At 43.6% G+C, this 12,720-nt stretch carries 9 protein-coding genes; 5 read left to right on the top strand and 4 right to left on the bottom strand.

Annotated features, from left to right (window positions below; all coding sequences use genetic code 11):
- Positions 1-55: 55 nt before the first annotated feature.
- The 3 genes from H8S51_RS02380 to H8S51_RS02370 all read right to left on the bottom strand — a co-directional run bounded on the left by H8S51_RS02380 (position 56) and on the right by H8S51_RS02370 (position 3,533).
- Complete coding sequence (locus H8S51_RS02380; protein WP_186899963.1) at positions 56-418, bottom strand: molecular chaperone; 363 nt, start codon at positions 416-418, stop codon at positions 56-58.
- A 94-nt stretch (positions 419-512) separates the two neighbouring features.
- The gene (locus tag H8S51_RS02375) at positions 513-1,703 is read right to left on the bottom strand and encodes an acylneuraminate cytidylyltransferase (protein ID WP_186899962.1); all 1,191 of its coding nucleotides are present in this window, start codon (positions 1,701-1,703) and stop codon (positions 513-515) included.
- Positions 1,704-1,730: 27 nt separating this feature from the next.
- On the bottom strand, positions 1,731-3,533 hold the full coding sequence (locus tag H8S51_RS02370) for an aminotransferase class I/II-fold pyridoxal phosphate-dependent enzyme (protein WP_186899961.1): 1,803 nt from the start codon (positions 3,531-3,533) through the stop codon (positions 1,731-1,733).
- 131 nt (positions 3,534-3,664) lie between these two features.
- Between H8S51_RS02370 and H8S51_RS02365 the strand changes: the two genes are divergently transcribed.
- Both H8S51_RS02365 and H8S51_RS02360 read left to right on the top strand, forming a co-directional pair.
- Positions 3,665-4,648, top strand: coding sequence for a LicD family protein (locus tag H8S51_RS02365; protein WP_186899960.1), 984 nt, complete (start codon positions 3,665-3,667; stop codon positions 4,646-4,648).
- Between the two features lie 24 nt (positions 4,649-4,672).
- A complete protein-coding gene (locus H8S51_RS02360; protein WP_186899959.1) occupies positions 4,673-6,697 on the top strand; it encodes a sulfatase-like hydrolase/transferase in 2,025 nt (674 codons plus the stop codon).
- Positions 6,698-6,792: 95 nt separating this feature from the next.
- Here the strand turns inward: H8S51_RS02360 and H8S51_RS02355 are convergent, their stop codons facing one another.
- Positions 6,793-7,677 carry a LicD family protein gene (locus tag H8S51_RS02355; protein WP_186899958.1) on the bottom strand — a complete coding sequence of 295 codons (885 nt, stop codon included), beginning with the start codon at positions 7,675-7,677 and terminating at the stop codon, positions 6,793-6,795.
- 205 nt (positions 7,678-7,882) lie between these two features.
- On the opposite strand from H8S51_RS02355, the gene H8S51_RS02350 reads away from it, so the two are divergent.
- From H8S51_RS02350 to H8S51_RS02340, 3 genes are all read left to right on the top strand, one after another.
- The gene (locus tag H8S51_RS02350) at positions 7,883-9,784 is read left to right on the top strand and encodes a CDP-glycerol glycerophosphotransferase family protein (protein WP_186899957.1); all 1,902 of its coding nucleotides are present in this window, start codon (positions 7,883-7,885) and stop codon (positions 9,782-9,784) included.
- Positions 9,785-9,853: 69 nt separating this feature from the next.
- Positions 9,854-11,017 carry a CgeB family protein gene (locus tag H8S51_RS02345; RefSeq protein ID WP_186899956.1) on the top strand — a complete coding sequence of 388 codons (1,164 nt, stop codon included), beginning with the start codon at positions 9,854-9,856 and terminating at the stop codon, positions 11,015-11,017.
- Between the two features lie 32 nt (positions 11,018-11,049).
- Positions 11,050-12,711: a glycosyltransferase family protein gene (locus tag H8S51_RS02340; RefSeq protein ID WP_186899955.1), complete on the top strand. Its 1,662-nt coding sequence runs from the start codon at positions 11,050-11,052 to the stop codon at positions 12,709-12,711.
- Positions 12,712-12,720 lie beyond the last annotated feature (9 nt).

Below are 12,720 nucleotides of genomic sequence, written 5' to 3'. Positions count from 1 at the left end.
CCAATACAAAAAGAGTTCACGAAAAGTATTAACATTTACCATGAACTCTTTCCCTTTAACCGATTACTTCTCTGGCTGCTGCTCCGAGCTTCTCCAGCTCCGGCTCTAACGCACGGAACGCATCTGCCATTTTTGCGTCATCTTTTCCTTTTACTGCCTCCCCCAATGCGATCACTTTCTCATTGAAAGCCTCTTTGACGATTCTCTCTTTTCCTTCGTTGATCACATCCAGCGTTGCGTTCAATACCTGGATTTCCCAGTTTATCGCATTGAGAATACTATCCAGAAACTTATCCGTATCATCCAGTCTCTGTCCGGATAATTCTTTAATCAAAATTCCTACATTTTTAACAACTTTGTCATTATAGGAAACAAGTGTCTCTAACGCCTCCAGCTTTTCTGTTCTGCTATCCTCCATGATTGCCACCTGACCTTGCGGTCATTCCTTTCGTAAAGTATTTATAAATCTATATTTATTTATCGGCTTTTTCTTCAAATACCTTAATACAACTTTATTCGTGTCCCGCCAGAATACATTCGATCACTTCGCGGACTGCGCCGCTTCCTCCTTGGCGTTTCGTTACATAATCAACGATCGCTTTTACCTCGTCCATCGCTCCCGGCACACTGGCAGAAAATCCTACCGCCTCTAAAAGCTCTTTGTCATTGATGTCATCGCCCACATATGCCACTTCCTGTAACGAAATTCCATACTGTCCGCACAGTTCCTTTACTACGGCCAACTTGTCTTTTATTCCCATTTTAAGGATATCCAGATGCAGTTTTTCTGCACGTCTTGCGACCAGTTTCGTATTCTCTCCGGTCACGATCCCGCAAAGGATGCCTTTTTCACGCATCAGACGCATCCCAAGACCGTCCAGCGTCGAAAACTTCTTTAACTCATCCCCGTTTTCCGAATAATACATTCCGCCATCCGTCAGACAGCCATCACAGTCTGTCAGAAACATCTTAATTGTTTTTTTTGCGTCCTGACCGGTTTTTTCCTGTGCCACACGTAAACGCCGTTCCAGCATTTTTTCAATGATCTGCCAGTCAGATGGTTCATCGATCTCAAAAAAGGTGTCCTCACTCATCTCCACTGCCTTGACTTTGCCGGAAATACGGTTTCCTGTCTCACACAAACGCTCTTTGGATGTGATATAAAATGCCCCGTTTTCGACACAGTATCCGTCAAATTCCTGTCGTCTCGGACGATGGAAATAATCATAATTTAATGCCTGTGCCGTTCCATCTTCTGCCACATTCCAGTTAAACCGTTTCTGCCGTACCACAGAGAGCACACTGTCGGTGTCCTCTTCTTCATATAATGCAAATCCCCGGTCCAAATCCTCTGCGGTCAGAAGTGGCGATGTTGCCTGGATCAGCACAATATGGTCAAACGCATGCTCATTCGCAAACTCCAGCATTGCAAATTCTGTCGATGCCGTGTCCGAAGCAGACTCCGCGCTTCGTCCGATCACTTCCAGTTTCTGAAATGCTTCATTTTCCTCCTGCTGCTTTACCTCAAGCAGTGTCTCCCGGATCTTCTCACTGTCCGTTGCCACATATACTTTGTCGATCTTTGCACAGCCGCAGGCTGCCGCTACCGTCCAATATACCAGTGGCTTTCCACACATTGGTTTGATGTTTTTAAGCGGGATCGATTTGCTTCCTCCCCGCACTGGAATAAATGCTACATTCATCTCTTGTCTCCATTTCATCGTTATCTTTTACAGTCTTTTTGCAAGTGCCCTTTGTAACTTCTCATTGTCCTCGCGATCTCTTATCGCGATCCGGATATACTGCTTTCCATTGTCAATCTTTCCGCTCAGATCTTTGATCAGGATATTATCTTTTAACAGTTCTGCTGCCAGTGCCTCACTACGCTTTCCATTTGTCAGCTCACACATAAAATAATTTGCTGCGGACGGATATACCTTAAGTCCTTTTATCTTGCAAAGTTCCTGATAAAAGAGAGCCCGCTCTTCTCTCAGCCAGACCAGTGACTGTTTATAATCGGCTTTATATTTATCCAGTATCTGCATGAAAAATTCTCCAAGTGAATTAATATTCCATATCGCCACTTTTTTCTTTAGTACCGCGATCATCTTTTCATCATAACTTGCCAGGATACCCAGCCGCAGTCCGGGCACTCCATAGGATTTGGAAATGCTCTTGACCAGATACAGCTTCGGATATTTTTTCATCATGCGTTCTGACAGCATGGATGCACTGGTATCGTCCGCAAAATCAAGAAAACTCTCGTCTAAGATCAATGCGGTTCCATTTGACTTACACCAGTCTAAAAGTTTCCTGATCTCTTTTTTATCCAGATAATGTCCCGATGGGTTATCCGGATTGATCAAAACCATTGAACTGACCGGATGCTCTGTAAAATAGCTGCACAGGCTGTCTACATCATAAGAAAAATCATGTTCTCTGCTGTCATATACCACATATCTGCCATTGCAGCGATGTGGGTATTCCTCAAATGTCGGGCTGATCACACCCACAGTTCCCTCTAACTCAGTCAAAAGTTCCTTGATCAGCTCTGCCGCCCCATTTCCGATCACGATATGCTCTTCCGATACGGAAAAACTCTTTGCAGCCAGAAGGCTGTTGACCCGCATACCGGATGGGTACTGTCTTACCAGCACATCAAAATTTGACTTCATCTCATTCATCATGCGCTCGGTCGGAAAATACGGGTTTACCAGATAACAATAGTCCTTCAGATGAGGGAAACGCCAGAATCCACCGTACCGTGAGGTTAATGTATGATAACGTTCTACATCATCCTCAAGGAATAAAAGTTCTGCGATGTCCAGATCCTGAATATCGTCTATCTCATACCACTGTTCGCCGTGCAGACGTTTTGCCTTCAAGGTGTTTTTATCCAGAGTCAGGATCAGCTTGATCACCGTCTCATAGTATTCGTTGTTTCCCATTACCTTGGCATATGCCTCCAGAAACGGGACATAGACATTTCTGGAAAAATCCGCGCTGAGTTTATAGATGTTAACAGTCTTATAATAATGCGCTTTCTCCGAGTATTTTAGCAGCTTGCCTGGAATGAAATCCAGAATATTGTCTTCCTCATCTACCACAACACAGGTTCCGTCCATCCAGTTCTCAAACTTATCCACAAGGACCAGCGTGTCCCTTTCATCCTCAAGCAGCAGATCAATCACACTCTCCTCAAAGATCAGATCAGACTCCAGTAAAAGTGTGTCTTCGCATCCAAGCTGTTCCTTCGCCAGAGCCAGTGAAAAAATATTATTTGTCTTGTCGTACACATCATTGATGATAAATTCGATTGGTGTACTGATATCCAGTTTGTTTACGAATGTCATCAGATTTTCATACTGGTATCCGACCACCATAATGATCCTTGATAATCCCTTTTTATCAAGGATACGCAAAACACGCTCCACCAGTCTTACCCCACCAACTTCTACCATACACTTTGTATTTTCTCTGGTTAATTGCCCCAAACGTTTTCCCATTCCTGCTGCCAGAATAATCGCCTGCATCTTTTTTCCTCCGCTCCTGAACGTATCGCCGTTCTGTTGATTCTTTTTTACAAAAATTATATATATGTTTCGTCTATTTTGCCGATATATTTATTATATCTTATATTATCACAATTTGAGGAGTAATGCATATGAATTTTCCTGCTGAATTTTTTCAAGATGAATATCGCTGCGATTTTCTTGTTCCAGAGTTGATGAAACGCGCCTGGGCGACAGAAATCGAGATTTTGGAAGTCGTGACACAGATCTGTGAGAAATACAACCTGCAATACTTTGCTTATTATGGTACACTGCTCGGTGCTGTCCGACATCAGGGTTTTGTTCCATGGGATGATGACATTGATATCTGCTTAAAACGAAGTGACTATAATACTCTGGTTTCCGTTCTGCCCGATGAATTACCGGAAGGCTTTATCACAGACGGACTGCACGCTGCTGATGCCACACGCAGATTACAGACCAGCATCATTCACACAGCAGTAAAAACAGATCCATCCTACTGGTCTCTTCCAGATTACATCAGACGATTTCATGGTTTTCCGTTCCGCGGAACAAGCATTGATATTTTTCCTCTTGATTATATTCCAAGAGATCCGGATACCTTTCTTCTGGAAAAACTTCTACTCGGACGCATTTTCGTACTTTTGCGTGATTTTGATACCTTACCGGAAGATACAAAAGAAGCCCGGATTGTGGAACTGGAAGAACTCACTGCGACAAAGCTGCCGCGAAACGAGACGACCAAATGGTCTTTATTTCATCTTCTTGAGGCGATTGCTTCCATGTTTGACGAAAGTGAATGTGACGAACTGGATCTATGTTTCCGTATTCCCTATGAAAACAAAGATCCTCTGAAAAAAGAATGGTATAATGAAACGATCTACCTTCCTTTTGAAGGTTTCCAGATCGCCGCTCCAAAACATTACCATGAAATATTGACTACCTACTATGGAGACTATCAGGTACCGGTCAAATTTACACAGTCACACGAATATCCATTTTATAAAAAAAGTGAACAGGAACTGACTGCCATTCTGACGCAAAAAGGCTTTCAGGGTAGTATCTGTGATTTTATCCACAATATTGATTCCTTTCACATTCTTGAATCCAAATAATTTTGAAAAGAGGACATCCCACCCATGAAGCAAAAACTTGAACAGGCAATCTTACAGCAGGACATTCCAGAGATCGAAGCCTGCCTGACACGTTATGAAGCCTGCAATCCCACCGACTTTGATCTTTTTTCTTACAAAATCTCACTGGCTCTGCTAAAAGAAGACTTCCAGGCAGCCTACGATCTTGCAAAAACGGCAATTACCCTCAATCCATTTGATGTAGAAGCCAATTATAATTTCATGGTCTGTGCCAGATCACTTGGGAAATACGCCGTCGCTTATCAGTCGTTCCTGATGATCCAGTTTGTGCAGATGCGATATCGGATAACAGTTATCAACGATGAGACACTGGCTGTATGGGAACAGGAATTTCAAATACTTGCTGCAGAAGACACTGACTTGGAGAACGAATTTTCCCGTATTGAGCAAAACCACCGCTATGCCATACTGGACCCTTTTAAGAATTATCAGGAAAGTCTGTGTGGAAAAATACTTACCTGTTATAATGGGCAACAATATTATATTGGGCTTGCTGACAACTGGTACGAATCATACTTTAACTTTTCGTTTATCAAGGATCCAATTCATGCCAAATGTGAATTATTCCCAATTGCCGATATCAGCACAAAATATGACATTCCTGCTGACCTCGGCAAGGTACTGGTTCCCATCTGCCTAAATTATGATCTCACACAGAAAAATTCCAATTACATTACTGATGCTGCAAAAGATCCAACAAAATTCTACCGGGAATCAGCACGAGAAAAATACTGCTATCTCCCTGTAGAAAATGGTACTGCACTGCGAACGGCTTATCCCACTGTTTTTGGCACCCCAATTCCATTGACGCACCCCGATGCAAACGGTCGAAAAAAACTGGTATTAAGCATTTTTATCGATAGTTTTAATTATTATCTGGTCAAAGATCTCGGTCTTGAAACACTAATGCCGGAAACTTTCCGATATTTTTCCAAAGGCATTATCTGTAATAATTATTACTCTGGTTCCGAATGGACTCTGCCGTCCATTGCGACCTACTGGACCGGAAAACATTCCAGTCATCACATGAACCTTATGGAGGACTACCGCTTTGACTTTATGAAAGACTCCAAAGTCCTGTCAGAATATTTTCACGATGCCGGATATGTGACCGCAAAGATCGGTGGAAACGATGCAGTTACTCCATGGCAGGGATACATCCGCGGGATTGACCGCTTTACCTATCAGTATTCCTCCCAGGCATACCGCACCAAAGAAGTTATCAGTGACGTCATCCAACAGATCGAAACCTTTAAGGATGCCTGTCAGTATATCTGGTTTGACTTCCTTGATCTGCACGATATTGCCGGGGGATTTATGTGTTCTCTTCCGGTGCAGTCCAGATTGCCACTGGCTGCACGACATATTGACAATGACATCACAACGACGGTAAAACAGTCATTCAGCCCTAACCGCCGGGAAATTTATATCCAGCAGTTACGCGAGTTAGATTTTTATCTTGGCATCCTGTATCAGTATCTGGAACGCAATTATAAAGATGAAGAGATCATCGTCTCACTGTTTTCCGACCACGGAACCGCTTTCATGGTGGAAGATGGGAAACCTTTCCTTTCCGAGCAGCGTGTCAATGTGCCATTTATGCTGCGTTGTAGCAATCTTTCTCCTCGGGTTTCGGATGAGCTGATAGAAACTGCCGATTATACTGCTATTCTGTGTAAACTAGCCGGTATTCCATATCACTTTGAGGGAACCGATGCCAATCTGCCCCTTACATTTGGTGGCAAACAGGAACGCGACTATACGTTTTCCCAGAACATTTTCCCGGGTGACCCTTACCGTGCCGCTTTACATGGAAAGGATTTTCATTTTTATATGGACTCCACCATTCCGGTATCGCCTGACCTTCGCATTGATCTGACCGGCCGGAAATGTCTTCTTACCGATACTAAGGGACACCCCGTTCAGGATGAAGTCCTCATGAAAAAATATGAAGCCATTATAAAAAAAGAGATTGCTCATCTTTTGATCTATCCTCTCGCAGGTAATTGATAATAATCATAGACTTTGGCTCGTTGCTCGCGTAAATAACACAAAATGGAGGGAAACATATTCGTTCCCCTCCATTCTATTGCCGTAAACATTTTCTATTCTTTTGCCAGTCTTGCATCCACAACAGCCTGCTGCTTCTTGTAAAATGGATAGTTATGACCATCTGTCCATTGCGTTGGTTTCTCGTAATCTCCATACATATTTCTTAGTACCGCGTCATACTCCTTTGGCACTGGAATTTCACTTGTCTCAAACGGTAATCGGATACTTTCACTATACCACTCCTGTTTATAGCGACGGCTCGATCTATTTAAATAATAAATCAGTTCTGCATAGTCTCCTCCGTCATCGTTATACATCTGCAGCACTCCATCTGCCACACGCAGTAGCTGATGCCATATCTTTTTCGTGCGGTCAATAGTTACTCCACACATATCTTCTATTATTCTTATCGTTTCCTCTGTTTCATCTTTTGAATAAATCGCTTTTATTAACATGCGAAGCATACTGCACTGTATATCTTCTTCATCTTTATCTACAGGCAGCTTATCCAATGGGAAAATATCCACTCCTACCGCATAAGGACATCCATGCCAGCGTTCCAGATACTCCTTAGTATAATTCACATAGTTTGAATTGACAACTCGCGCAAATATCTCGTTGTACTCTTCGTTCGCATAAATACTAAGCAAAAAGCATCCATCCGGACGTTCTCCATTAAAGATTCGTAAAAACCGGTTATAGTCATCTCTTTTCATTACAATATCAATGTCATCGTCCCACGGAATAAAGCCTTTGTGCCGGATTGTTCCAAGCAAAGTTCCCCAGTCGGCAAAATACTGTATGTCATATTCTTTACAAATCCGATCTATGATTTCAAGCACCTCTATTTGTGCTGCCCATGCTCGTTTCATCATTTCTTCTATGTAAAATCCTTCTCTTTCTTCTCCCCTAAAATAGAATTCTGGAAATTCTGCCATATGCCTGACTCCTTACCTTTCCGTGTATTCGCGAAAATGATGCTTATAAGTTATCTTTTATAATATCGGCATTTCAGGAACAAATATTAGTCTGTCAACAGATTTTTTCGCACATATATACCTGCAATTCCATACCGCTTTTCATTGCGAATCTTTTTAAAATCTTTTATACTATTAGCAGATAACACATCGGAGGTCATACACTATGCAAACACCAAAAGAAGAGATGATGCAGCTCATCTCCACCTGCATTGAAAATCAGGATTTTCAGACAGCCCGCGAATGTCTGAAAATTTACAGTAACTCTTTCGGAGCGGATGAATTCTTTGATTCCTGCACACTGTCACTCCTTAATGATAACGGACCCAGAGTTTCTCTTATCTGCCTTGATGTCAGTGCCTCTACGTTAGAGGATTATCTTGCAGTCGAGCCCTATAAGAATCTTGAAATCATCGACTTTGTCGGCAAAGATTATATCAATGACCTCACGACTTACCTTAAAACATGTAGCAGCAAATATTTATGCTTTCTGGAAGAGAACCAACGCTATGAGGCATCAAGGATCGCATCCATGGTCCGTCATCTCGAGCAGATACCGACATTGAATGCCGTTGTCTGCACGCGTAACCACATAGATAGCGATGGCGAGATCATTGCACATCCTGATTACGCTTATGAAGATACTCTCGAGAATAAAATTCTTGATGGAAAGCTTCTTTTGGAATATTCCATCCATGCAAATGTCAATCTGTATGGCACCCCGTCAACACTGGTATTATCTGTCGCATATGCACAGGGACTCCTTTTGTCTGACGCTCATGTAACACCTGATATCTGTGCCATGTCACTTCTGTACCAATTATTACTTCCGGCATGTATCGGCTATCTGCACACACCTTACGTTTCGACATTTTTGGAAAATTATCGTGATACCTCTGAAACACAGCTTCACTACGAAGCGTACATCCGTTTTCTGTCTGACAACGGACAACTTTCCTGCAATACGCCGGCACATGTATCTACCACATCTCCTGCTCCTCTGAAAGAGCCTCTTGCCCGTGACATTACATTTATCTCCGGAACATGCGGTGGAGAGTTTTTCAATATTAAGCCCATTGCAGAGGAAGCCAGCCGCCGTGGTTTTCATGTGCATTTTACAGAAGACCGATACGCAAAAGCAGAGATCGGTATCTACTCCCAGCATATCTGCCATCCTGAAAATTCAAAGTTTTCTGTTATTCTGCTACACGATATGGCACAGGGTAGTGACTCTTGGCCAAATCTCTGGGAAGTAGAACGGTGGAATAATTTTGACATTGGAATTCTTCCAGGCAGATCCTGGGCAGAACGCTGGACAGATTGCAGCTGTTTCTACTATACGCATCCCCGCAGTGGTGTCTATGAACTGGGCTATCCAATGAGTGATACCATACATGGCGAAGAATTGCAGAAACGCGCATCTGAACTTCGCCGTGAACTTGGACTAAAATATGACTACACAATCCTCTATGCCCCTTCCTGGGAAAATGACGGCAAGGAAGATGATTTCATACAGGCATTATCCTCTCTGAAAGTCAACCTGATCATCAAACAGGCATGCTGGAATTTTCTTCCCGAGATCCAGGCAAATGTCGAGGAAATGCGTAAACTGCACGAACATCATTATGACAATGTCTATTATATCGAGCAGGAAGAGAGCATCATGAACGCGATCGCTCTCTGTGATCTTCTGGTCTCTGAGGAGTCAAGTGTCATGGCAGAGGCAATCCTTCTTAACAAGCCAAGCATCGCTGTAACTGACTGGTTGATCCCTGATAAAACTCCAAGCCGCAAAGCAAGCGTTCCTATGGACTATGTTATCAAATGTCATAAGGCCGAACTCCGTGACACCGTAGACGCTGTTATCTCACATGAAATCCCATGTGAGGAATACATAAAACGTGGCTGGCGCACTTTCAGTAATGCCGGGAACTGTTGCAAGGATATCGTCGATGCCATTGAATATTTTACACAGGGAGCCGATTTCGTTTCAACCGGGGACGTTCCCGACTTTCTGTCCAAGCAGGTAACTGCTTCCCGCTACACCCGCTGTACTATGTGGAATTAAACGGACGGCTGGGTTTTCGGGAAATATTGACCACCTAAAAAATTAGTAAAGATAATTGGAGAATTGATCATGAAATTACTCTTCCTTGATTCACCTTCTTTCGGGAAATTGGATCTGATTGATGCTTTTGAGCAACTGGGATTTACAGTTCAGCTTTTTAACCATGAAAAACTGCACGAATATTGTTGTAAAGAATTTGATGACGCTTTCGACAACTTTGTCGCACAGGACTGCTATGACTTTGTTTTCTCGCTCAACTACTATCCATCCATTTCAAACGGATGTAACCGCAATCACTTAAAATATCTGTCTTTTGTATATGACAGTCCGTTGGTTTCCCTGTATTCGTACACGCTGATCAACCCATGTAACTATATCTTTCTCTTTGACAAAGCTCTTTACCTTGATTTTGCCAAAGAGGGGATCACTACCATATATTATCTGCCTCTGTGTGCAAACACTGCACGTCTGGGTGCCATGCAGCTTCCTTCTGACAAGCGTTCTATTTTATCCAGTGATGTCTCTTTTGTCGGCGCACTCTATAATGAGTCCCATAACTTTTTAGACCGCATGACAGATCTGGATGACTACACCAAAGGCTACATCAATGCCATTATGGATGCCCAGATGAAGGTAAATGGCTATTTCTTTATTGAAGAGCTCTTAACCCCTGACATTATCGCCTCCATGAAAAAATCTCTGGAATACCATACGCAGCCGGGCGGCACCGAATCGGATGCCTATGTCTATGCCAATTATTTTCTAGCGCGAAAGATCACGTCGATCGAGCGGCAGAACCTGTTAAAAGCCGTGTCCGAGCGTTTTGACACCAAATTATACACACATAATCCAACCCCGGCACTTCCTTCCATCCAGAATATGGGAGCTGTCGATTATTATGATGTGATGCCGCATGTATTCAAAAACAGCAAGATCAACCTCAACATTACGCTTCGCAGCATCCGTTCCGGTATGCCGCTGCGCGCATGGGACATCCTCGGAGCCGGAGGATTTTTGCTGAGCAATTATCAGGAAGATTTCTTTGATTTCTTTGTGCCGGGTGAGGACTTTGATTTCTTCGACGGAACAGAAGACCTTTTAACCAAGATCGAATATTACCTGTCACATGAAAAGGAACGGAAAGACATTGCCGAAAATGGCTTTTGCAAAGTCGCCAAACAACACACTTACCTGCACCGGGTACGCACCATGCTCGAAACCGCAGGACTTTAAAACACCGATATTTTTGATAAAGGATAGATTTTATGACTGAGCATGACCTGCACATTACCATTTGCAATCCAACTTATAACGAGTCCGTGTCTTTGCAATTTTTAGACATCCTTCTGGACGAAACGCTGCTTTATGACAGCACGATCTATGTCCCAACGGCATGTTTTGAAACAGTAAGCACCCGAAATCACCGCCTGCCGTGCAAGCAGGTCTATGAATTGCTGCTGCGCCTTGCCACAGAGTATCCGGTCATTCTTACTGCGGATGCACCGGCTGACCTGGAGCAATACAGTGTACTTTCTTCCTCACCCGAACCAGTCACGTTTGATTCCTTAAAAGCGGATTGTTATATCGTCTCCCGCTACAAACAGCTCCTGCAGCAACAGGACTATTTTGATGCGGCTGTCAGCAGCCTGTTAGAGCTTGCCCAGTCCATCCAGAAGCAGGAAGAACTGGTCTCGTATCTTTCGGATATGCTGTCTGAAGCACCTGCCTACCAGTACCTCTATGCCGGAAGCCAGCCGTTTTTAATCTACACCGGAGACAGTGTCTGCTACCAGATCCTGACCGTATTTGCCAGACAGTTTGGCGCGGCGCTTCACAGGCTTGGCTATCTCGTAGAATATTTTGATCTGTCCTCCGAAGATTTTACCGAATCCTACCGCCTCATCGGCAGACACTATCAGGCGATCATCGGCGTCCAGAGCTATATGTTTTCCGTGAAACTGAATCACGGCATGGGATTTTTACATGACAAAATTGGGGGGTCAAAATATAATTTCCTTTTTGACCACCCGTCCAGATTCGAAAATCATCTGAAAGATGTTCCAAGCCAGCTTACGCTCCTGACCGTAGACCGCAATTACGCTGCCTACGCCAGAAAGACTTACCCGGTCGATGCCATCTTTTTTCCACCGGGAGGCATACGCACCTCGTTTGAACCACAGGAACGTATTTATGATGTGACCTTTATCGGAAGCTACTTTGATAATTTTTCTTTTGTGCTGGAGCTTTTTTCTGAATTTGACCGGAAAGAACGTTTCCTCGCCAACCGTTTCTGGCTCATCATGAAAAAAAATCCATCCCTGCCGGCAGAACATGCGCTGTCTCTGGCACTGGACCACTATCACATGCAGCTTTCCTGGAATGAATTTGCAGAACTTTTCCACAAGTTCCGGGATCTTCCGGTCTATCTGTCCACCTATTACCGCATGAAGGTGTTGAAAACTCTTCTGGATGCCGGTATTCCGGTGCATGTATTTGGTACAAGCTGGAGCACCTGCCCGCTCCGTGAAAATCCAAATTTTCTCTGGCATAACAAAGACCTCTCCACGAGCGAATGTCTTTCTATCTGGCAACAGTCTAAGATCGCGCTAAACACGATGACCTGGCACAAAGATGCCATTACCGAACGTATTTTAAATGCCATGCTTCAAAAAGCGGCAGTCCTCACAGAGCGCAATCCTTATATGGAAGAACATTTTTCCGACGGAAAGGATGTGCTGCTCTATGACTTAGATCAGCTTTCTGCCCTGCCAGAACTTGTGCGTTCTGCGCTCTCTGACCCGGCACAGCTTTCCCGGATCGCACAAAACGGCTATCAAAATGCCCTTACAGACCATACCTGGGACAGCCGGGCAAAAGAATTTATACATATTTTAGAGAAATCCAGTGCACAAAAAAATGAGGGGTAAATCCCTCAT

This window comes from Roseburia rectibacter, assembly GCF_014287515.2.
Lineage (GTDB): Bacteria > Bacillota > Clostridia > Lachnospirales > Lachnospiraceae > Roseburia > Roseburia rectibacter.
This window is presented reverse-complemented; position numbering and strand designations above follow the sequence as displayed.